At 70.4% G+C, this 21,043-nt stretch carries 22 protein-coding genes; 15 read left to right on the top strand and 7 right to left on the bottom strand.

Features of this window, described 5'->3' with window-relative positions:
- Positions 1-57 precede the first annotated feature (57 nt).
- The 4 genes from grpE to AB0I59_RS25365 form a co-directional block, all read right to left on the bottom strand.
- Positions 58-729: a nucleotide exchange factor GrpE gene (gene grpE, locus AB0I59_RS25350; RefSeq protein WP_358136605.1), complete on the bottom strand. Its 672-nt coding sequence runs from the start codon at positions 727-729 to the stop codon at positions 58-60.
- Positions 726-2,597, bottom strand: a complete 1,872-nt coding sequence (gene dnaK / locus AB0I59_RS25355) for a molecular chaperone DnaK (protein ID WP_061253883.1) — start codon at positions 2,595-2,597, stop codon at positions 726-728. Before dnaK ends, grpE begins: the two co-directional genes overlap by 4 nt.
- 154 nt (positions 2,598-2,751) lie before the next feature.
- Positions 2,752-3,138: a hypothetical protein gene (locus AB0I59_RS25360; protein ID WP_063818677.1), complete on the bottom strand. Its 387-nt coding sequence runs from the start codon at positions 3,136-3,138 to the stop codon at positions 2,752-2,754.
- A 38-nt stretch (positions 3,139-3,176) separates the two neighbouring features.
- Positions 3,177-3,602, bottom strand: a complete 426-nt coding sequence (locus tag AB0I59_RS25365) for a hypothetical protein (RefSeq protein ID WP_358136610.1) — start codon at positions 3,600-3,602, stop codon at positions 3,177-3,179.
- Positions 3,603-3,713: 111 nt separating this feature from the next.
- On the opposite strand from AB0I59_RS25365, the gene AB0I59_RS25370 reads away from it, so the two are divergent.
- The 15 genes from AB0I59_RS25370 (at position 3,714) to AB0I59_RS25440 (ending at position 18,466) form a co-directional block, all read left to right on the top strand.
- Positions 3,714-4,448: an ABC transporter ATP-binding protein gene (locus AB0I59_RS25370; RefSeq protein ID WP_358136613.1), complete on the top strand. Its 735-nt coding sequence runs from the start codon at positions 3,714-3,716 to the stop codon at positions 4,446-4,448.
- Complete coding sequence (locus AB0I59_RS25375) at positions 4,445-5,179, top strand: ABC transporter permease (protein ID WP_061253881.1); 735 nt, start codon at positions 4,445-4,447, stop codon at positions 5,177-5,179. Before AB0I59_RS25370 ends, AB0I59_RS25375 begins: the two co-directional genes overlap by 4 nt.
- Before the next feature lie 81 nt (positions 5,180-5,260).
- Positions 5,261-6,055 (top strand): pyrroline-5-carboxylate reductase, encoded by a 795-nt coding sequence (gene proC / locus AB0I59_RS25380; protein WP_358136617.1) that lies wholly within the window; start codon positions 5,261-5,263, stop codon positions 6,053-6,055.
- A 108-nt stretch (positions 6,056-6,163) separates the two neighbouring features.
- Entirely contained in the window at positions 6,164-7,414 is a 1,251-nt protein-coding gene (locus tag AB0I59_RS25385) for an MFS transporter (protein WP_358136620.1), read from the top strand.
- A 21-nt stretch (positions 7,415-7,435) separates the two neighbouring features.
- Complete coding sequence (locus AB0I59_RS25390; protein WP_358136623.1) at positions 7,436-8,821, top strand: efflux RND transporter periplasmic adaptor subunit; 1,386 nt, start codon at positions 7,436-7,438, stop codon at positions 8,819-8,821.
- Between the two features lie 110 nt (positions 8,822-8,931).
- Positions 8,932-9,639, top strand: coding sequence for an ABC transporter ATP-binding protein (locus AB0I59_RS25395; RefSeq protein WP_358136728.1), 708 nt, complete (start codon positions 8,932-8,934; stop codon positions 9,637-9,639).
- Positions 9,636-10,820, top strand: coding sequence for an ABC transporter permease (locus AB0I59_RS25400; protein WP_061253878.1), 1,185 nt, complete (start codon positions 9,636-9,638; stop codon positions 10,818-10,820). The genes AB0I59_RS25395 and AB0I59_RS25400 overlap by 4 nt, the downstream gene beginning before the upstream one ends.
- A 178-nt stretch (positions 10,821-10,998) precedes the next feature.
- Positions 10,999-12,144: an acetoin utilization protein AcuC gene (locus AB0I59_RS25405; protein WP_061254142.1), complete on the top strand. Its 1,146-nt coding sequence runs from the start codon at positions 10,999-11,001 to the stop codon at positions 12,142-12,144.
- 37 nt (positions 12,145-12,181) lie between these two features.
- Positions 12,182-12,961: a phosphatase gene (locus AB0I59_RS25410; RefSeq protein WP_358136627.1), complete on the top strand. Its 780-nt coding sequence runs from the start codon at positions 12,182-12,184 to the stop codon at positions 12,959-12,961.
- A 323-nt stretch (positions 12,962-13,284) separates the two neighbouring features.
- Entirely contained in the window at positions 13,285-13,488 is a 204-nt protein-coding gene (locus tag AB0I59_RS25415; protein WP_030456159.1) for a helix-turn-helix domain-containing protein, read from the top strand.
- Between the two features lie 161 nt (positions 13,489-13,649).
- Positions 13,650-13,748, top strand: coding sequence for a 30S ribosomal protein bS22 (locus AB0I59_RS25420; RefSeq protein WP_018654693.1), 99 nt, complete (start codon positions 13,650-13,652; stop codon positions 13,746-13,748).
- Between the two features lie 76 nt (positions 13,749-13,824).
- Positions 13,825-14,865, top strand: coding sequence for an NAD-dependent epimerase/dehydratase family protein (locus AB0I59_RS25425; protein ID WP_358136637.1), 1,041 nt, complete (start codon positions 13,825-13,827; stop codon positions 14,863-14,865).
- A gap of 19 nt (positions 14,866-14,884) precedes the next feature.
- Entirely contained in the window at positions 14,885-15,811 is a 927-nt protein-coding gene (locus AB0I59_RS25430) for a lysophospholipid acyltransferase family protein (RefSeq protein WP_358136640.1), read from the top strand.
- 112 nt (positions 15,812-15,923) lie between these two features.
- A complete protein-coding gene (locus AB0I59_RS25435) occupies positions 15,924-17,303 on the top strand; it encodes a serine/threonine-protein kinase (protein ID WP_358136643.1) in 1,380 nt (459 codons plus the stop codon).
- Positions 17,304-17,440: 137 nt separating this feature from the next.
- Entirely contained in the window at positions 17,441-18,466 is a 1,026-nt protein-coding gene (locus tag AB0I59_RS25440; RefSeq protein WP_358136646.1) for an alpha/beta fold hydrolase, read from the top strand.
- A 137-nt stretch (positions 18,467-18,603) separates the two neighbouring features.
- On the opposite strand, the gene AB0I59_RS25445 is transcribed toward AB0I59_RS25440, so the two are convergent.
- The 3 genes from AB0I59_RS25445 to AB0I59_RS25455 all read right to left on the bottom strand — a co-directional run bounded on the left by AB0I59_RS25445 (position 18,604) and on the right by AB0I59_RS25455 (position 21,024).
- On the bottom strand, positions 18,604-19,470 hold the full coding sequence (locus tag AB0I59_RS25445; RefSeq protein WP_061253872.1) for an HAD family hydrolase: 867 nt from the start codon (positions 19,468-19,470) through the stop codon (positions 18,604-18,606).
- Positions 19,471-19,552: 82 nt separating this feature from the next.
- The gene (locus tag AB0I59_RS25450) at positions 19,553-20,275 is read right to left on the bottom strand and encodes a DUF5667 domain-containing protein (RefSeq protein WP_061253871.1); all 723 of its coding nucleotides are present in this window, start codon (positions 20,273-20,275) and stop codon (positions 19,553-19,555) included.
- Positions 20,276-20,325: 50 nt separating this feature from the next.
- Positions 20,326-21,024 (bottom strand): sigma-70 family RNA polymerase sigma factor, encoded by a 699-nt coding sequence (locus AB0I59_RS25455; protein ID WP_358136650.1) that lies wholly within the window; start codon positions 21,022-21,024, stop codon positions 20,326-20,328.
- Between the last annotated feature and the right edge of the window lie 19 nt (positions 21,025-21,043).

Raw genomic sequence — 21,043 nt, forward strand, 5'->3', positions numbered from 1 at the left:
GGTGTTCTCTGGGTGGTCTCTCCCGATCCTGCCGGATCAGGAGAGACTCCCGGGGTTTCAGTATTCGTCGGACTCGCCGGACTCGGCGGAGCCCGACGGCTCGGCCGCCACGGACTCGTCGGGCTCCGCGACGGCCACGCGGGCCGGGCGCAGGATCTGGTCGCCCATCCGGTAACCCGGCTGCAGGATCTCGACGCAGGTCGGCTCGGAGACGTCGGCGGAGTAGCTGTGCAGGAGCGCCTCGTGCACGTTCGGGTCGAACGGGTCGCCCTTCGCGCCGTACTTCACCAGGCCGAGCTTTCCGAGGATCGCCTCCAGCGACTCGCTCACCTTGGCGAATCCGCCGGTGAGCTCGCCGTGGTCACGGGCCCGGCCGATGTCGTCGAGCACCGGCAGCAGCTCGGTGAGGACACCGGACACCGCCTGGTCCTTGACGACGGACCGGTCCCGGTCCACTCGCTTGCGGTAGTTGGCGTACTCGGCGTGGAGCCGCTGCAGGTCGGCGGTGCGCTCCGCGAGCAGGTCCGCACCCGTGCCGGTCACCGCCTCCGCGGCCGCCTCGGCCGTGTCGGCCACGGTGTCCGCAGAGGCGTCCGCGGCGGCCTGGGCCGCCCCGTCCGAGGCGGCCGCGCCCGGCATTCCGGTGCGGGCCGTCCCGGTCTCCGGGTCGATCTTGCGGTTGTCGCGGATCACCGGCTCCTGCTCGGAACCGTTCTCGCGCGCGGTCACTTGTTGCCGCCCTCCCGCTTCGGCTCGTCGTCGACGATCTCGGCTTCGACGACGTCCTCCTCGGACTTCGCCTGGCCGTCGCCGGTCGGCGCGGCGCCCTCGGCACCGGCCGCGGCGCCCTGCGACTGGGCGTAGATCGCCGAACCCATCTTCTGGCTGACGGTCGCGAGCTTCTCGGCGGCGGCGCGGATCGCGGCCGAATCGGTGCCCTCGAGGGTCTTCTTCAGCTCGGCGAGCGCGTCGTTGACCTCGGTCTTGACGTCGGCCGGGACCTTGTCGTCGTTGTCGTGCAGGAACTTCTCGGTCTGGTAGGCCAGGGCGTCAGCGTTGTTGCGGATCTCGGCCTCCTCACGGCGCTTCTTGTCGTCCTCGGCGTAGGAGTCGGCCTCGCGCATCATGCGCTCGATGTCGTCCTTGGCCAGCGCGGAGCCGCCGGTGATCGTCATCGACTGCTCCTTTCCGGTGCCGAGGTCCTTGGCGCTGACGTTGACGATGCCGTTCGCGTCGATGTCGAAGGTGACCTCGATCTGCGGGATGTTGCGCGGGGCCGGGGCGATGCCGGTCAGCTCGAAGGTGGCCAGCTTCTTGTTGTAGGCGGCGATCTCACGCTCGCCCTGGTAGACCTGGATCTGCACCGACGGCTGGTTGTCCTCGGCGGTGGTGAACACCTCCGACCGCTTGGTCGGGATCGTAGTGTTCCGCTCGATGATCTTGGTGAAGATGCCGCCCTTGGTCTCGATGCCCAGGCTCAGCGGGGTCACGTCGAGGAGCAGGACATCCTTGACCTCGCCCTTGAGCACGCCCGCCTGGAGCGCGGCGCCGATCGCGACGACCTCGTCCGGGTTGACGCCCTTGTTGGGCTCCTGGCCGCCGGTCAGCTCCTTGACCAGGTCGCTCACGGCCGGCATGCGGGTCGAGCCGCCGACGAGCACCACGTGGGCGATGTCGGAGACCTTGATCCCGGCGTCCTTGATGACCTGGTGGAACGGGCCCTTGCAGCGCTCGAGCAGGTCGGAGGTGATCCGCTGGAACTCGGCGCGGGTCAGCTTCTCCTCAAGGTGCAGCGGGCCCTCGGCGGAGGCGGTGATGTAGGGCAGGTTGATGGAGGTCTCGGTCTGGCTGGAGAGCTCGATCTTGGCCTTCTCCGCCGCCTCGCGGAGGCGCTGGAGGGCCATCTTGTCCTTGGCCAGGTCGACGCCGTGCGCGTTCTTGAAGCGGGTCACCAGCTCGTCGACGACGCGCTGGTCCCAGTCGTCACCGCCGAGGTGGTTGTCACCGCTGGTGGCGCGGACCTCGACGAAGCCGTGGCCGTCCTCCTGCCCGACGTCGAGCAGGGACACGTCGAAGGTGCCGCCGCCGAGGTCGAAGACCAGGATGGTCTGGTCCTTCTCCTTGTCGAGGCCGTAGGCCAGCGCGGCCGAGGTCGGCTCGTTGATGATGCGCAGCACGTTGAGACCGGCGATGGTGCCGGCCTCCTTGGTCGCCTGCCGCTGGGCGTCGTTGAAGTAGGCCGGGACGGTGATCACCGCGTCGGTGATCTTCTCACCGAGGTAGGCCTCGGCGTCCTGCTTGAGCTTCTGCAGGACGAAGGCGCTGATCTGCTGGGGAGTGAACTTCTTGCCGTCGATCTCGACGGACCAGGTGCTGCCCATCTCTCGCTTGACCGAGCGGATCGTCCGGTCGACGTTGGTCACGGCCTGCCGCTTGGCGACCTCGCCGACCAGCACCTCGCCGTTCTTCGCGAAGGCGACCACGGACGGGGTGGTCCGCGAGCCCTGGGCGTTGGCGATGACCGTGGGCTCACCGCCCTCAAGGATCGAGACGACAGAGTTGGTCGTCCCCAGGTCGATACCTACCGCACGTGCCATGAGTTCGTCCTTGTGGTCAAAGTTGAGTCGGTACGACTCAATATTGGGTCGCACCCGAGGCTTTGTCAAACGACTTGAGCCTAGTGGACTCAACCTCATGGCGCGCGTGTGGATTCCGGGTTTCTCCTTGTCGTCGAGGGCGGCGGCCGTACGGTCAGCGCTTGGCGCCGTCGGCCACCCGGCGGTCGCCGATGGGGGCCCTGAGCTTCACGATCGTGCTCTTCTTGACGGCGAGCATGACGCACATCCCGGCGCCCTCGGCGCTTCCCTCGTAGAGGGTGACCGTGACCTTGCCCCTGCCCTCCTTCACGGTCACCCGGTCGAGCACCGAGCACGGCTCGACGCCGGACCACCAGGTGACCCTCAGGTACCTTCCGTTCCTGATCGGCTTGGCCGAGGTCCACTGAACCTTGTGGGGATCGATCGTGCCGCCCTGGGGCTTCACCGGGGCCGGGGCGCCGGTGGAGGCGGTCGAGGCCGTGGCCGGCACGCCGACCATGATCAGCACCGTCGCGGCCAGCGCCGCCGTTCGTCGAATCATCCGCATGCCCGTATTGACGGCGCGGTCTCACCACCGGTTCACGGCTTGGCGCCGTCGACCACCTCGCGGCCGTCGAGCGGGGAGGCGAGCCGCACCGTGGTCGTCTTCTCCACCGCGATGGCGATGCAGGCGGTGTCGGGGAAGCGCGGATCCCGGCCCTCGTAGAGGGTGACCACGACCTGCTTCGCGCTCTCCTTCACCTCGACCCGGTCGAGCACCGTGCAGGGCGCGACGCCCGACCACCAGACGACGGCCAGCGATCTGCCGTCCGGTGACGGTGTCGCGCCGGCCCACGCGATCTTGCGCGGGTCGAGCGTGTTCCCCATGGGTGTCTCCGGCGAGGGTGATCCGCTCGGCGCTCCGGAGCTCGCGGGCGCGCTGACCGGCTCGTTGGGGCCGGACGGCGAGGCGGACGACGGCGTGGTCGACGACGTGGACGGCTGCTGCCCACAGGCCGCTGCCATGAACAGGAGCGCAATGGCCCAGAAGATTCGCATATCTCATTAAACGGGTTGGCCGTCAGCGTGGTTCGGCGGCCTGTTGACGCCGGCCTGGCGGAGGTCTAATTTCAACGAATGATGAATTTATCCGGACCGGCGATCGCCGTACGGGATCTGCGGGTCTCCCGTGGCGGGACGGAGGTCCTGCACGGCCTCACCTTCGAGGTGCCGCGTGGACAGGTGACGGGCCTGCTCGGGCCCAGCGGATGCGGAAAGACGACCCTGATCCGCGCGATCGTGGGCGTCCAGATCGTCGCGAGCGGCGAGGTGACCGTGCTCGGCGAGCCGGCGGGCAGCCCCGCGCTCCGCCGCAAGATCGGCTACTCCACCCAGAGTGCCGCCATATATCGGGATCTGACGGTGCTGGAGAATCTGCGGTACTTCGCCGCGGTCCTCGGCGCGGCCAAGGGCGACGCCGAGCGGGTGATCGAGGAGGTGGGCCTGACCGGCGCCAGGAAGCAGTTGGGCGGCGCGCTCTCCGGCGGGCAGCTCAGCCGGGCCAGCCTCGCCGTCGCGCTCCTCGGCAGCCCCGAGTTGCTGGTGCTCGACGAGCCGACCGTCGGCCTGGACCCGGTGCTCCGCCAGGACCTCTGGCGGCTCTTCCAGAGCCTCGCGGAGCGCGGCGTGACCCTCATCGTGTCCAGCCACGTCATGGACGAGGCGGCCCGATGCCACCGTCTGATCATGTTGCGTGACGGGGAGATCCTGGCCGACGACAGCCCCGAGGGGCTGCGCGAGCACGCCGGGACGACCGATCTGGAAGAGGCGTTCCTCCGCCTCATCGAGGAGAAGGCGGAGCGTGTGCGATGAACCTCGCCATCACCCTGGCCACGGCGGGACGCATCCTCGCCCAGCTCCGCCACGACCGCCGCACACTCGCGCTGCTCGTCGGCGTGCCGAGCGTGCTGATGATCCTGCTCAGGTACGTCATCGACGACCCCGCGGCGTTCAACCGGCTGGGCCCGACGCTGCTCGGCATCTTCCCGTTCGTCGTGATGTTCATGGTCACCTCGATCACGACCCAGCGGGAGCGGGCGACCGGCACGCTCGAACGGCTGATGGCCGGGCCGCTCGGCAAGTTCGACCTGCTGCTGGGATACGCCATCGCGTTCGGAGTGGTGGCCGCGGCCCAGGTCACGGTGGTGCTCGCCCTCTCCCTGACGTGGCTCGGCCTGGACCTCGCGGGATCCGTCTGGACGCTGGTCCTCGTGGCGGTCCTCGACTCGCTGCTCGGCATGGCGCTCGGCCTGTTCTTCAGCGCCTTCGCGCGCACCGAGTTCCAGGCGGTGCAGTTCATGCCGGCGGTCGTCCTGCCCCAGTCGCTGCTGTGCGGGCTCATCGTCCCGCGCGACACCATGGCCACCTGGCTGGAGTGGCTGTCCGACGTCATGCCGCTCTCGTACGCGGTGGAGGCGATGCAGGAGACGGCGCGCACCGGCGACTTCACCGGCGTGCTGACCCGTGACGTCCTGGTCGTCGGCGGTTGTACGGTCCTCTCGCTCGTTCTCGGCGCCGCCACCCTGCGCCGGCGCACGCCGTGACCGGGTCGTCCCGTACGGGCGCCCGGGCGCGCCCGGCCCATCGGTAAGCTGCGACGGGATCCCTAGCAGCGAGGAATGGTCATGATCGCGATTCTCGGCACCGGCAAGATGGGCGAGGCTCTGCTCTCCGGGCTGGTCCGGGCCGGGCTGCGGCCGAGCGAGATCATGGTGACCGCGCGACGCGAGGAGCGGGCGGAGGCGCTGCGCGAGACCTACGGCGTGCGCGTGGTCTCCAACGCCGAGGCGGCCAAGGCGGCCGAGACCATCATCCTCGCGGTCAAGCCGCAGGACATGGGGAGCCTGCTCGCCGAGATCGCCCCGTACGTCCCGGCCGACCGGCTGGTGATCTCCGTGGCCGCGGGGATCACCACGGCGTTCGTGGAGTCCCGCCTCGGGGAGGCGGTGCCGGTGGTCCGCGTCATGTCCAACACCCCGGTCCTGGTCGACGAGGCGATGAGCGTCATCTCGCCAGGGGCGCACGCCGCCGAGTGCCACCTGGAGCGCACGGAGTCCCTGCTCAGGCCGGTCGGCAAGGTCCTGCGCATCCCCGAGTCGCAGCAGGACGCCGCGACCGCGCTGTCGGGCAGCGGCCCGGCCTACTTCTTCTATCTCGTCGAGGCCATGGTGGACGCCGGGATCCTGCTCGGTATGCCGCGCGCCGCCGCGCTCGACATGGTCACCCAGTCCATCGTGGGCGCGGCGATCATGCTGCGCGACTCGGGTGAGCATCCGGTGATCCTGCGCGAGGCGGTCACCTCGCCGGGCGGGACGACCATCGCCGCCATCGCGGAGCTCGAACGCCACAAGGTCCGCGCCGCCTTCCTGGACGCCATCGAGGCGGCCAGGGACCGCAGCCGCCAGCTCGCCTCCGGCTGATCCCCGTACCGTTTCCTGGTCTGGGCTCGGTAAAAACAATTAGGAAACCTTCCAGTCCCGATGCATCATTCCTCCTGGTGATATCGGGGCCGGAATGGTGAGGGCATCGTGGTGGGAGCCGTACAGGCCGTGGCGGGGGTCGGGCGGCGGCCGCTCTGGACACCCGATTTCGGGTTCTACTTCACCGGGCGTGTGGTCTCCATGCTCGGCGACACCATGCTTCCCGTCGCGATCTCACTGGGCGTGCTCGGCGCCGGATACGGCCCGACCGGAGTCGGGTTCGTGCTCGCCTCCTGGATGGCGCCGTTCGGCGGGCTGATCCTCTTCGGCGGGGTCTTCGCCGACCGGTTCACGGCCAGGCGGATGATGATCGGCGCCGACGTGGTGCGGCTGGTCACCCAGTCGGCGATGGCCGCCGCCTTCCTGACCGGGACGCCGGACCTGTGGCACATCGTCGTCCTTTCCGCGATCAGCGGCGCGGCCGCCGCGATGTTCCAGCCCGGCGTGAGCAGCATGGTCCCCCAGGTGGCGTCCGACCTGCAACGGGCGAACGCGACGCTGCGCGTGGCGGACGCGATGGCCCAGTTGCTCGGCCCCGCCTTGTCCGGCGTCCTCGTCGGGGTGGGAGGCGCCGGGCTCGTCTTCGTCGTGGACGCGGGAACGTTCGCGGTCAGCGCGGTCTGCCTGCTGCTCCTGCGTGTACGGTCGTCGCCGAGCGCGACGCCGGGCTCCTCGATGCTGCGCAACCTGCGCGAAGGATGGGACGAGTTCCGCTCCCGCACCTGGATGTGGAGCGTCATCATCATCTGGATCTTCTACGGCGTGATGGTGTTCGGCCCGCTCCTGCCCCTGGGCTCGGCGCTGATCACCGAGAGCCACGGCAGGGGCGCCTACGGCTGGGTCATGTCGGCTGCCGGGGCGGGAACGGTGGTCGGCGGGCTGGTCGCCGTGTGGTTCCGGCCGTCCCGCCCGCTCATGGCGGGGGCGATCGCGATGAGCCTGTACTTCCTGGAACCGCTCGCCCTCGCCCTCCACATGCCGCTGCCGGTCGTCGCGGCGGCGTTCGCCACGAACGGCGCGGTGTGGGGCTTCTGGTCCGTCATGTGGGCGACCAGCGTGCAGACCCAGGTCACGCAGGACGTCCTGAACCGCGTGACGGCCTACGAGGTGGCGGGATCCGTGCTGAGCGTCCCGGTCGGGCAGGCGCTGGCCGGGCCGGTCGCCGCGCGGCTGGGCGCCGAGAACGTGCTGGCGGCCGGATTCGTGGTCGGGCTGGCCGGAGTCGCCTGCCTGCTGAGCGCTCCGGCGATTCGCGGCCTTCGCCGGGCTGCCGTGCGCGATTCCCTGATAGGGGAGTGACCGGACTTTTACCATGGCGAGGTGACGGTTCGTCGCGGTATCCCCCCGCTGCTGCTCACTGTCCTGCTCGCCGGCTGCTCCGGTCCCGCACCGCCGGAACCGCAGATCGGCCGGGTCGCGCGCGCCCCGGTCAGGGAGATCGTCGAGGCCCCCGCCTCGGTGGCCGCGCGGGCGACCGCCGCGCTGGTCGCGCCCGCCTCCGGCACGGTCGCCGCGCTGTACGTGCAGGACGGCGACACGGTGAAGAAGGGGCAGATCCTCGCCAGGATCAGGTCCCCGCAGGCCGAGACCCAGCTCGACGAGGCGCGCAGAGCCGCGCGGCGGGCGTCCCGCCCGCTCCCGGCGGTCGGCGGCGTCTCGCCCGTGCGGCTTCCGGCGCTGAAACCGCCCCGATCGCTCGACGCCCGGCTCGCCCGATGTTTCGCGGACGCGCGGAAGGCCGCGAGGAAGGTCGAGGACCCGGCCGTCAGGCGGCGGTTGCTCGCCGCCGTCGACGCGGCCGAGGCAGGGAGCAGGGCGCAGCGGCGTGCGCTCACCGACGTGGCGAACGACCTCAACCGGTCGATCGAGCAGGCGCTCTCCCAGGTGACCGGCCGGATCGGCGCCGGGCTGAGCGGACTGACCGCGTCCATGTCCTCGCTCCAAGAGGCGTCCGGTTCCCAGGCGAGGGCCGCGGTACGGGCGGCGAAGGCCACGGTCGACGGTCTCGTCATCAGAGCGCCGTTCGGCGGGATCGTCACGCTCGGCGGGCCCTCCTCCGGCACCGGTACGGCCGGCCTGGGCGACCTGATCGGGCGCCTGCCCGCGGGTTTGTCCGGCCAGGTCGCGTCCGCTCCCTCCGGGAGGTCGGGCGGGACCGTCGCCGCGGGGGTTCCGGTGGCGGCCGGGGACACGGTCGTCACGGTCACGGACGTCTCCACGCTCACTCTCGCCGCCGACGTGGACGAGACCGACGTGCTGCTGGTCTCGAAGGGCGTCCCCGCCGAGGTCGAGTTCGACGCGGTGACCGGGGCGACGTACCGGGCCGAGGTGACCGGCGTCGGGGTCACGCCCAAGGAGGGCGCCACGGGCGGCGTCGGCTATCCCGTACGGCTCACGCTCGGCCCGGGCGCCTACGACGACGGGAGTCCGGCTCCGCGTCCGAAACCGGGGATGAGCGCGGTGGTCCGCCTCACCGTGAAGGAGTCTCCGGACGCGCTGGCCGTACCGGCGTCAGCGATCGTCAGCAGCGGCAAGGAGAGCGTCGTGTGGGTGGTGCGGAACGGCGCGGCGGAGCGCCGCACAGTCCGGCTCGGGGCGCAGGGAGACGCCGAGGTCGAGGTGGTCAGCGGGCTCATGGCGGGTGAGCGGATCGTCGTCAGGGGCGCCGACACCGTCCACGCGAACCAGCCGATCGACCTGTCGTGACCCCGCCGCCGCCCCTCCCGGAAGACACCGCAGCAGACGCCGGGGAAGACGCCGCGGGGAACGTCCCAGGGAACGCCCCAGGGAACGCGGCCGAGAGCGCGTTCGAGGCGATCGGCCTCACCCGGTCGTACCGGCTCGACGGCGTGTCCGTCGACGCCCTGCGCGGGGTGAGCCTGCGCATCGGGCGGGGCGAGTTCGTGGCGATCGTGGGCCCGTCGGGGTCGGGCAAGTCCACGCTGATGCACCTGCTCGGTTGCCTCGACCGGCCGACGAGCGGCGTCCTGCGGGTGGGCGGCGTGGACGTCTCCACGCTCGACGACATCCGGCTGGCCGAGCTCAGGAACCAGACGATCGGGTTCGTCTTCCAGTCGTTCCATCTGCTCGCCCGTACGCCGGCGCTGGACAACGTGGCGCTTCCGCTGGTCTACCGGGGCGTCGCGAGGGCCGAGCGCAGGGCGCGGGCACGGGCGGCGCTGGAGGCCGTCGGACTGGGCCACCGGCTCGATCACCGCCCGTCGCAGATGTCCGGCGGCGAGCAGCAGCGGGTGGCCATCGCCCGCGCGCTGGTCGGGGATCCTCAGGTGGTGCTCGCCGATGAGCCCACCGGCAACCTCGACTCGCGCAACGGCGCCGATGTCATGGCCCTGCTCGAACGGCTCAACGCCGACAACGGGGTCGCGGTCGTCCTCGTCACCCACGAGCCCGAGGTCGCCGGCCGGGCCCGCCGCCAGATCCACGTACGGGACGGCCGGATCGAGCTCGACACCGGCGTGGTCGCCGGCGGCGGAAGAGCGGGCGGATCAGGGGAGGACGGGTGAGGACGGCCGAGGCGCTGCGCATGGCCGTGGAGGCGCTGCGGGTCAACCGGCTGCGCAGCGGTCTCACGATGTTCGGCGTGATCATCGGCGTGCTGTCGGTGGTGATCCTCGTCGCCATCGGCACCGGCGCCAAGGACGCGGTGGAACGGGAGATCGCGGGGCTGGGCAGCAACATCATCCTGGTCGTCCCCGGTCAGGTGACCCTCGGCGCGGCGCCCACGCAGAGCCGGCTGGACCTGTCCGACGTCGCCTACGTGCGGCGGGTGGTGGGCGACCCGTCGCGGGTGACCGTCGCCGTCAATTCCGGCGAGCCGGTACGCGTCGGGCGGAACGAGGTGTTCGCGACGCTCACGGGTACGGACGAGAACGTGCCCGGCGTCTTCGACCGTCCGCTGCGCCGCGGCCGGTATCTCAGCGAGACCGACGTCGACACCCGGCGGCGGGTGGCCGTCCTCGGATCGGAGGTCGCGGCGAAGCTGTTCGGCGACGTGGATCCCATCGGTAGGCAGGTCACCGTCGCGGGGGTCAGGTTCCGGGTGGTCGGGCTCTACGAGACCGTGGGCGCGACCTTCGGCGTGGCCCGCGACCAGGAGGTGCACATCCCGGTCACCACCGCGCAGCGGCTGATCGGGATGAACAGGATCAACGCCGTCGCGGTCAGCGCGTCCGGGCCCGACGAGATCGAACCCCTGCGGCGGCGCGTTCTCGCCGCCCTGGCGGAGCGGTATCCCGGCGAGCGTTTCTCCGCGGTCACGCAGACGCAGCTGCTCGGCACGGTCGGGACGGTACTCGGGATGCTGACCGGAGTGCTGGCCGCGATCGCCGCCATCTCGCTGCTGGTCGGCGGGGTCGGCGTGTCCAACATCATGCTGGTCGGCGTACGGGAGCGGACCAAGGAGATCGGCCTGCGCAAGGCGCTCGGCGCACGCGGGCGGGACGTGCTCGTCCAGTTCCTCATCGAGGCCGTCCTGCTGACCACGATCGGCGGGCTGGCCGGGATCGTGCTCGGTGTCGGCGGGGCGCTGCTGATCCAGGCCGTCTCCCCGGTGCCGGCCGCGATCACGTGGTGGTCGATCGTGCTGGCGTTCGGCGTATCGGCCGGGGTGGGGGTGTTCTTCGGTGTGGCACCGGCGCGGCGGGCCGCCCGGCTCGACCCTGTGGTCGCCCTCCGTACCGAGTGACCGAATCCCTGGGATTAAGCGAATATGTCGTGATATTCCGGGCTGGTTAAGGAAGGGTGGCGTATGTCACGAGGGGGAGAAACCACGCCGAGGTGCGTACGGTAGCGTCACGATCGTGCGGCGAGGAGGCGGCGGCATGATCGAGCGAACCGGCGAGCACGGGTGCGGCAACGTCCGCGTGGTCTGGGATGAGGCGCTGACGTCGTACGACTTCGGCCCCGGGCATCCGCTCGCGCCGGTCCGTGTGGAGCTGACCATGGCGCTCGCCCGGGACCTCGGTGTGCTCGACCTGGTCGAGATGGCCGGATGCGTTCCGGCGTGCGACGACGAGCTGGCGCTGGTCCACCGGCGTGATTACGTCGACGCGGTGAAGACCGTGTCGAAGACCGGGCGGCCCGACCTCGGCTGCGGGCTCGGCACCGAGGACAACCCGGCGTTCACCGGGGTGCACGAGGCGTCGGCGCTGATCGCCGGAGCGTCGCTGGAGGCCGCCAGGTCCGTGTGGACCGGCGAGGCGCGGCACGCCGTCAACGTGGCCGGCGGCCTGCATCACGCGATGGCGGCCATGGCCAGCGGCTTCTGCGTCTACAACGACCCGGCGATCGCGATCGCGTGGCTGCTCTCCCAGGGCGCAACGAAGGTGGCGTACGTGGACGTGGACGTCCACCACGGCGACGGAGTGCAGGCGGCGTTCTACGACGATCCGCGGGTCCTCACCATCAGCCTGCACGAGAGCCCGCGCACGCTCTTCCCCGGGACCGGCTTCCCCGGCGAGACCGGCGCGCACGGCAGCGCGGTCAACGTCGCGTTGCCCGCCGGATGCGGCGACAGCGGTTGGCTGCGCGCCTTCCACGCCGTCGTGCCGCCGCTGCTGCGGGAGTTCGGCCCGGAGGTGCTCGTCACCCAGCACGGATGCGACAGCCACGCCCTCGACCCGCTGGCCAACCTCATGCTGAGCGTGGACGGCCAGCGTACGGCCTATGCCGCGTTGCACCGGCTGGCGCACGAGACGGCGGGCGGCCGGTGGATCGTCACCGGAGGCGGGGGATACGAGCTCGTCCAGGTGGTGCCGCGCGCGTGGACCCACCTGATCGCGGAGGCGTCCGGGCATCCCGTCGAGCCGACCACCCCGACCCCGCAGAGCTGGCGGAACCTGGTCAGGGAGCGGACCGGAGAGGTGCCACCGCTGACGATGACCGACGGGCGCCACCCGCAGTTCTCCGACTTCTCCGGTGGATACGATCCGGCCGATCCGATCGACCGGGCCATCGTGGCCACCCGGAAGGCCATCTTCCCCTTCCACGGATTGGACCCCCTGCCATGACGGGAATCCCGGCGGCGCGAGGAGCGCTGTGGCACCTGTGAACGCTCCCTCCCGCACAGACCTCCGCGACCATCTGATCAGAACGCGCATCGCCGGTGACGTCGCGACGCCGCGTGAGAACAACCTCGACAACTACCGCTCGCTGGCCGGCCGCGACCCCCACTACATGTTCGGCCTCACTTTCGCGGCGGAGTGGGGCTTCCGCGACGTGCTGGAGCAGATGGCCAAGTCGGTGGGTGTGGTGGCCGACCCGGGGCATCGCGAGGGCCAGGACACCATCGACCCCGATCTGACCATCGACGCGCTTGAGGCGATGGGCGACCGCGTCGGCGAGGTGCTGGCCCGGGGGAACGCCCGCATCGTGATCGCCACGGGACATCCGACGGGCCTGCTCACCGTCCACCTGGCGGTCGCCAGGCTCGCCCGCTCGTACGGCGCGACGTTGCTGACCCCGGCCGAGAGGTGGAGCTACTCGAGTCACGGATACGGACGCGTACGGAGGATCCGCTACCTCGACGACGTCGCCATGCTCGACGACGGTGCGGCGCTCGTGCACACGCACGATCCGGACCCGATGCGCGCCATCCTGGCGGAGGAGCGGCCGGACTTCGTGATCGCCGACCATGGATGGGCGGGCGCCGCGGGAGAGGCGGGCGTCGAGACGGTGGGCTTCGCGGACAGCAACGATCCCGCGCTCTTCATCGGCGCGGCGGAGGGCAAGATCGCGGTCGCGGTGCCGCTCGACGACAATGTGTTGCCGAGATATTACGGTCCGCTGACGGACTACCTCCTGGCCAGGATCACGCGGCACCTCTGAGTACGCATCTGAGTACGCATCGGACTGTCCGTTTCGCACATTTCGCGCCCCCCTTTGCCCCGGTCTGCCCGGGGTTTGCCAACGCTTTCGTGTGCCGGGGCGACTCTTATGTGAGAGAAGTTGGTCCGTTCCAAGATTGAGGCGAGGGGCACGACCCCACTGCTGCCAGCGACTTTCTCCATTTTGACGGCATAAGGCTGCGGTGACTGATGAAATGGGGGGTTTGCCTACTCGCAGTCCCGACTTACGCTGACGGCAGTACACGTGCGTGAGCGATGGCACCAGTGGGGATAACCCGGAAACACGTGCGGAAGAGGCGTCCGATGGGTGCAGGCGAAAGACCTCTCAGCGAGGTGAAGTTCCTGACGGTGGCGGAAGTCGCCACGGTCATGCGAGTGTCCAAGATGACGGTGTACCGGCTCGTCCACTCAGGTGAGCTGCCGGCCATCCGTGTCGGCCGATCCTTCAGGGTGCCCGAGCAGGCGGTACACGACTACCTCAGGGATGCGTTCATCGAGGCAGGATGACACGCCGAGGCGGTCCGGACCCGCGCTGACCAGGCGCGGGATCCGGCATCGGCCACGCGGTGTCCCCCAGGGGGCGATCGACCGTGGATCGCCGGTAGTCTGTTGTGCCGGTGTGCGCTCGCGCATCGGTCTGGCATTCTCAACCTTCACCTGGGGGTCCCGTGGGCTCTGTGATCAAGAAGCGCCGCAAGCGCATGGCCAAGAAGAAGCACCGCAAGCTGCTGAAGAAGACCCGCATCCAGCGGCGTAACAAGAAGTAGTAGTACGGAGCGCGCACCGGTCCCGCGGGGCCGGGCGACCGTGAACATTCCCCACCAGTCCCCCAGTGAGGCGACGATGACCCACACTGTGCTGGTCACCGGGGTCTCGCGTCACGTCGGAGCACGAGTGGCCGGCGTGCTCGCCGCGGACCCGGACATCGGCCGGGTCATCGGGGTGGACACGGTTCCGCCGCCATCGCCCACCCGAGATGGCGGCTCCCTGTCCGGTCGCACCGAGTTCGTCCGCGTCGATCTGCGCAGTCCAGACATCGCGCAGGTCATCGCGGCGGCGGACGTCGACATCGTCGTGCACATGAGCCTGGTCAGCGGCCCCGCCAGGAGCCGGTCGGCCATGAAAGAGCACAACGTCATCGGCACGATGCAGCTGCTCGGCGCGTGCCAGCGGTCCACGACCGTGCGCAGGGTCGTGGTGCGGTCCACGACCGCCGTGTACGGCTCGGCGCCGAACGATCCCGCCGTGTTCACGGAGGACAGCGAGCCCGCCGAGGTCCCGCACTCGGGGTACGCCAAGGACGCCGGCGACGTGGAGGGCTACGTCCGGGGCTTCGCCAGGCGGCGTCCCGACGTGGTCACCTCGACGCTCCGTTTCGCCAACTTCATGGGCCCGGGGGTGGACTCACCCCTCACCAGGTACTTCGCGCAGCCGTTTGCGCCGACGGTGTTCGGCTTCGATCCCCGGCTGCAGTTCGTGCACGAGGACGATGGGGTCGAGGTGCTGCGCCGGATGGCCCTGGAGGACCACCCGGGCACGTTCAACGTGGCCGGTGACGGCGTGCTGTTGCTGTCCCAGTGCCTGCGGCGGGCGGGCCGGACGCCGCTTCCCGTGCCGTCTCCGGTGTTCCGTTTCCTGGGAGAGGTGGCGCGTGCCGCGCGCCGGCTGGACTTCACGCCCGAGCAGCTGGCGCTGATGTGCCACGGCCGGGTCGTGGACAGCGGCCGGTTGATCCGCGAGCTGGGATGGAAGCCCAAATTCGGCACGGCCGCCGCGTTCGAGGACTTTCTCCGCTCGCGCCGCCTTTCCGGCGGCCTTCCCGCCGCCGTGGCCGACCGGCTGTCCGATCTCGCTTCGGGGCGATCCACCCCCGGTCCCGGATGACCAGTAAGGCGTGTGTGACGTGACGCGTACCTCCGAGGAGGGCTCGCCCGGGGCTCCGGACGACGCCTCGCCCGCCTCCGACGTTTCGGACGACGCCTCGCGCGGGTCCGGTGACGAGCGGCTCGCCGAGCTCTTCGCCTTCCTGCGCCGCCGCCTCACCGGCGAGTACGAGATCGACGAGTTCGGGTTCGACCCGGAGCTCAACGACAGGGTCCTGCTCGAACTGATCCGGCCGGTGTACCGGCACTGGTTCCGGGTCGAGACGCTCGGCCTGGAGAACGTCCCGGCGGAGTCGGGGGCGCTGGTGGTGGCCAACCACTCCGGGACGCTGCCGGTCGACGCGCTGATGATGCAGGTCGCGCTGCACGACGAGGCGCACCGCGCGGTCCGCCTGCTCGGCGCCGACCTCGTCTACCAGCTGCCCGTGCTCGGCCACCTGTCGCGCAAGACCGGCCACACGCTGGCCTGTCCGGAGGACGCCGACCGCCTGCTGCGCAAGGGCGAGCTCGTGGGTGTCTTCCCCGAGGGTTTCAAGGGCGTGGGCAAGCCGTTCTCGCAGCGCTACCGGTTGCAGCGGTTCGGCCGTGGAGGCTTCGTGGCCTCGGCGATCCGGGCCGGAGTGCCGATCATCCCCTGCGCCATCGTCGGCGCCGAGGAGATCTATCCCAAGATCGGCGATCTGCCTGTGCTGGCCCGGCTGCTGGGCCTGCCCTACCTGCCGATCACGCCGTTCTTCCCGTGGCTCGGCCCGCTCGGGCTGGTGCCGTTGCCGTCGAAGTGGCTGATCGAGTTCGGCGAGCCGATCAGGACCGACGACTACGACCCCATCGACGCCGACGACCCGATGCTGGTGTTCAACCTCACCGACCAGGTACGCGAGACGATCCAGCACCAGCTGGACGTGCTGCGGCGTCGCCGTGGCCCCGCCTTCCAGCCGCTCTTCTGACATGACAGCGGATCACGCGCTGCCATAGTGTGATAGATCACGAAGCGTCGGTTTCCGCCGCTTCGCGAGGGTCTTCCTCATTCCAGCACCGCCATTCGACGGGGGCGTACGGGTGACGGCATCAGGTGGTCTGCAACCGGGCGATCCCCAGTCCATCGGTCCCTACCGGCTGATCCGGCGCCTCGGGGCCGGAGGCCAGGGCATCGTCTATCTCGGGACGGACGCCGGAGAGGTCGCCGTGGCGGTCAAGATCCTCCGGCCGGAGATCGCCCACGACGACACGACCCGCGAGCGCTTCGCCCGGGAGGTGAGCGTCGCACAGCGGGTGGCCTCCTTCTGCACCGCCCAGTTCCTCACCGCGGACCTCTGGTCGAACCCGCCGTACATCGTCACCGAGTTCGTGGACGGGCCGTCTCTCCAGGACGACGTGAACCGGAACGGCCCGCGAAGCGGGTCCGCCCTCCACCGGCTCGCCGTCGGGACCGCCACCGCACTCACGGCGATCCATGAGGCGGGCCTGGTGCATCGGGACTTCAAGCCCGGCAACGTGCTGCTCGGCCAGGACGGCCCCCGTGTGATCGATTTCGGGATCGCCCGGGCCCTCGACGCGACGGCCACAGTCAGCAGCCAGGTCATTGGAACCCCGGCGTACATGGCGCCCGAGCAGATCGCCGGGGCCCCGATAGGTCCCTCGGCCGACGTCTTCGCCTGGGGTGCGGTGGTCGCGTTCGCCGCGACGGGGCGCTCGCCCTTCGCGGGCGACTCGGCTCCCGCGGTGCTCTATCGAGTGATCAATGCCGAGCCCGAGCTCGACGGCGTGCCGGAGCCGTTGCTCTCCCTCGTGCGCCAGTGCCTGGACAAGGATCCGGCGGCACGTCCGACTACGCAGGAAGTGCTGATGCGGCTGCTCGGGTCGGCTGAGCCGGTCGCCGCCCCCGTGACCGCGTCGCGGAACATCTCACGCTCCGACGCGCGTCCCACCCGGCGGGCGGGTCGCGCGGGCCGGATGTACGCCCTCGCCGGTGGCGCGGCCGTGCTCGCGCTCGCGGCGGGAGCCGCCATCTGGCTCACGAAAGACCCGGCAGGGGCCGGGCAGGGCGGCACGACCGGTCCCGCGGCCGCGAAGTCGTCCATGCCCGCGAACCCGAAGCCGTTGCGCTTCTCCCGGGCTTTCGAAGGCACGTGGCAAGGGGCGCTGGCGCAGAGTAACGGCAGGAACCGGCCCATGATCGTGACAATCCAGGCCGGCTCGCGAACGGCGGCGGTCAGCTATCCGGATCTCGGTTGCAGCGGAACGTTGACCCTCACCGGCCGGGGCTCGGGCGGGCAGTTCCTCCTGCACGAGTCCATCCTCAAGGGGACGAGATGCACCCGGGAGGGCGACTTCGCGATGAAGGCGAGTCGCAAGGACCTCACGCTGACGTACATCCCGCAGGGGGCGAGCGTCGTCACCTACAGCGCCACGGTCACCCTGTTCCGCTCCGCCGGGTGAGGTCCCCGCCCTCTCCGACCTGGCGATTCTTTACCCGGGCTTATCGGTCTCGGGGTCTAACAATGGCAGCTATCGGTCGGTATGGTGTACTTCACCAAGAGGAGTACATCATGCACCAAAGCGGGATAAAGCGGAAAGTGCTGCTTGCGGGAATGGCTTTGGGGTACGCCGCGGGAGTGGTCCGGCGGCGTGCGGAAGCCGTACCCGCGACGGTGAACGGGTCCCGGCTCGGCTGCCTGGTGGGCAAGCCGATGACCGTGACCACGGATGATGGTGTGCATCTCGCGGTGGACGTCGACGAGCATCCGGATCCCGAGTTCGCCGTGATCTTCGCGCACGGCTGGGTGATGAACCGCCACTGCTGGCACATCCAGCGCGAGGCGCTGGCCGGCCGGGCCACGCTCGTCTTCTACGACCAGCGCGGACACGGCGCGTCCTCGGCGGGCCCGATCGACGACTGCACGATCGACCGGCTCGGCGACGACCTGGCCGCGGTCATCGAGCAGGCCGTCCCGGAAGGGGTGCCGGTCGTGCTCGTCGGCCACTCGATGGGCGGCATGAGCATCATGGCGTTCGCCGCCCGGCATCCGGAGTTGCTCGCCTCCCGAGTACGGGGTGTCGCGCTGCTCAGCACGTCACCGGGTGAGTTGTCCCGCCACACGTTCGGCCTGCCGTGGCCGGTGGGGCGGCTGGCCGCGTTCGTCACGCCGATCGTCTTCGAGGGACTGCTGGCCCAGGCCGCGTGGATCGACCGCAGCGTCGCGCTCAAGACGCGCACCCACCTCCCGGTGGCCCGCTACATCGCCTTCGGCGGCGGCGCGCGGCCCGACCATGTGCGGTTCGTGAGCGACGTCGCGGCGGCCACGCCGACCGAGGTGATGGTCGGCTTCTTCCGCGGCCTCTGCGTGCACGACAAGCTGACCGCGCTCGACGCGCTGCGCTCGATCGAGACGCTGGTCATGGTGGGCGAGAACGACCGTGTGACCCCGCCCGCGCACAGCCGCAGGATCGCCGAGACGCTGCCCGGAGCGCGGTTCATGATCGTCCCCGGCGCCGGGCACATGATCGGCTTCGAGCGCCCGGACCTGGTCAACGACGCCCTGAACGACTTTCTCGACCGGATCGCCCACTCGGCGGTCAGTGGCCTCCGCCGGTACGCGTGACCGGGACGACAGGCGGCGACACCTGCGAACGACTTCCTCGCTGCGGGGCGCGCCGCGGAGGACGCCCTCTCGGGCGATGATCGAGAGCAGGACGGCGGAGGGGCCACGTCCTGGGCGGGTTCCCCCGCGCCGGGGGATCAGGACGAGCGGTAGTGCTTGCGGAGCGCGATGCCCGCGGCGATGCCCCCGGCCACGGCGCCCGCGGTCGCCGCGATCGGCAGGCCGATCAGCGTGGCCTTGCGCCCGGTGCGGAAGTCGCGGATCTGCCAGCCGTGCTCCTTCGCGTGCTCGCGCAACTCGCTGTCGGGATTGACGGCGTACGGCCGGCCGACCAGCGACAACATGGGCAGGTCGTTGGCCGAGTCGCTGTATGCCGAGCAGTGGGACAGGTCGAGCCCCTCCAGGCGGGCCAGCGCCCGGATGGCCTCCGCCTTGGCCGGGCCGTGGAGGAGATCGCCGACGAGCCTGCCGGTGTAGACGCCGTCCGCGGTCTCCGCGACCGTGCCGAGCGCGCCGGTGAGGCCGAGCCGCTGCGCGATCACCCGGGCCAGCTCGACCGGGGTCGCGGTGACCAGCCAGACCCGCTGGCCCGCCTCCAGGTGAGCCTGGGCGAGCGCGCGCGTCCCGGCCCAGATCCGGTCGGACATGACCTCGTCGTAGATCTCCTCGCCGAGGCGCACCACGTCATCGACCTTGAGGCCGGCCACGAAGGCCAGCGCCGTCTCCTTGGCCTTGGCGATGTGCTCGGGGTTCTCGTTGCCGCGTACCCGGAACCACGCCTGCCCGAGGGCGAACCTCACCAGATCGTTGGTGGTGAACAGGCCGCGCGCGGCCAGACCGCGGGCGAAGTGGTAGATCGAGGCGCCTCGCATCATGGTGTTGTCCACGTCGAAGAACGCCGCGGCCGTCAGGTCGGGCTCGGCGCTCGGGGTGGGGACCACCGCCGCGGCCGCCACCTCTCCCGCGATCTCCGCCGCTTCCCGCCGTCGCATTAGCCGCTTCATAGGCCATCAGCTTAACCGTCCGGTTGGTGGATGACGGTGTACGCGGCGTTAGCGCCGAGTGACCGTATTCCATGCAAGCAGGTCACTCAACGGGACTCGTGAAGGTGTCGATGTAGGTGAGGTACTTGGTCGCCTTGTCGCGGTTCTCCCGATCGAGCTTCGGGAGCAGCGGCTCCACCATCGTGCGCTGCTCGCGGGCGAACCGCCGTACCTCGCCGTCGGGCTTGTCGTCGCGTGGCCTGACCCGGCTCAGCGCCGCCCGGGTGGTCCTGGCCATGTCGTCGAGGGCCTGTGTGATGAGTTCGTCCCGGCCGGGCCCGGGCGCGCCGGCCAGCGTCGCCGCCTCCGCCGCGCGCAGCCGGGCCGCCGCCATCTCGCGCTTCGCCAGTTCGGTGTCGCTCGTGGCCAGCCGCAGCACGGTCGCCTCCGCCGCCCGCTTCAACGGGTAGAGCATGTCGCCCGGCACCGAGTCGTACGCCCGGGAGCCGGTCAGGAACATCACGCCGAGCAGCATCGTGAACACCACCGCCGGGCGGAGCCGTACGAGGAGGGAGGGGCGGCGGACCTCCGGCCGCTCCGCGGGAGGCCGCTCGGCGGGCCTGCGCTCGGCGGCGTGCGCTTCGAGCAGGTCCGCGCGCAATTTGGCCCGGAAGTCCGGCCGTGGGCCGCCGCCGATCCGGGAACCGACCTCGGCGATCCGCGTGGCGACACGGTCGGTGGCACGCCCCGCCCATCCGACCCGCCGCCGGCGCCGCGGCCGCCACCAGCCCATGAACGCTCCCGAGATCCCCCGTTGCCGATCCACGCCTGTGTCATGCCCAACGAGGTGACGCGGCCAGGGTTACGGCACGTGAGCTAACCGAGATCTTTCGGAAGTACGCGGGCCAGCGCCTTGATCGCCCGGAACTGGAGTGCCTTGATCGCGCCGCTCTGCTTGCCCATGATCATGGCAGTCTCCGCGAGCGACATCCCGTGCAGGAAGCGCAGGACGACGCACTCCTGCTGCTCCGGGTTGAGCCGCGTGATCGCCCGTAGAACGTGCTCGTTCACCATGTTGGCGACGACGGCGTTCTCCGGGATGTGCTCGCCGTCGAGGGGGGTGTCGAGGACCTCGGCCGTGCACACCTCAAGCCGGCTGCGTCCCGATTTGTAGTGGTCGGTGACCAGGTTCCTGGCGATGGTGACCAGCCAGGCGCCGAAGTCGCGACCTTGCCAGGTGAAGTCGGCGATGCCGCGCAGGGCACGCAGGAACGTGTCGCTCGTCAGGTCCTCGGCGAGCGCGTGCGAACCCACGCGGAAGAACACGTAGCGGTAGACGAGGTCGACGTATCGGTCGTAGAGCACGCCGAACGCCTCGGTGTCGCCGGTCTTGGCGCGCAGGACCAGCGTGCGCATCTCGTCGTTTTCGAGCTGCGCCGCCGCGGGGGCGGCGGGGGGTGCCTGCCGCACCACTCCAGCGGCTGGAGGGGAGAGCCCGGCGAACGGCCACGATGTCGGCATCCGGTGATCCCAGGGGGAAGGGGAGTCGGCGTGCTCGAACACTCTAGAAATCATCGCGAGATAACACAATCCA

Origin of the sequence: Microtetraspora glauca (assembly GCF_040656155.1) — a bacterium.
Taxonomy (GTDB): domain Bacteria; phylum Actinomycetota; class Actinomycetes; order Streptosporangiales; family Streptosporangiaceae; genus Microtetraspora; species Microtetraspora glauca.

Coding starts and splice junctions, on each gene's coding strand:
- AB0I59_RS25360 (WP_063818677.1), bottom strand. CDS start 3,138: ATGATTCGACGAACGGCGGCGCTGGCCGCGACGGTGCTGATCATGGTC.
- AB0I59_RS25455 (WP_358136650.1), bottom strand. CDS start 21,024: ATGATTTCTAGAGTGTTCGAGCACGCCGACTCCCCTTCCCCCTGGGAT.
- proC (WP_358136617.1), top strand. CDS start 5,261: ATGATCGCGATTCTCGGCACCGGCAAGATGGGCGAGGCTCTGCTCTCC.
- dnaK (WP_061253883.1), bottom strand. CDS start 2,597: ATGGCACGTGCGGTAGGTATCGACCTGGGGACGACCAACTCTGTCGTC.
- AB0I59_RS25375 (WP_061253881.1), top strand. CDS start 4,445: ATGAACCTCGCCATCACCCTGGCCACGGCGGGACGCATCCTCGCCCAG.
- AB0I59_RS25415 (WP_030456159.1), top strand. CDS start 13,285: ATGGGTGCAGGCGAAAGACCTCTCAGCGAGGTGAAGTTCCTGACGGTG.
- AB0I59_RS25370 (WP_358136613.1), top strand. CDS start 3,714: ATGATGAATTTATCCGGACCGGCGATCGCCGTACGGGATCTGCGGGTC.
- AB0I59_RS25365 (WP_358136610.1), bottom strand. CDS start 3,602: ATGGCAGCGGCCTGTGGGCAGCAGCCGTCCACGTCGTCGACCACGCCG.
- AB0I59_RS25425 (WP_358136637.1), top strand. CDS start 13,825: ATGACCCACACTGTGCTGGTCACCGGGGTCTCGCGTCACGTCGGAGCA.
- AB0I59_RS25445 (WP_061253872.1), bottom strand. CDS start 19,470: ATGAAGCGGCTAATGCGACGGCGGGAAGCGGCGGAGATCGCGGGAGAG.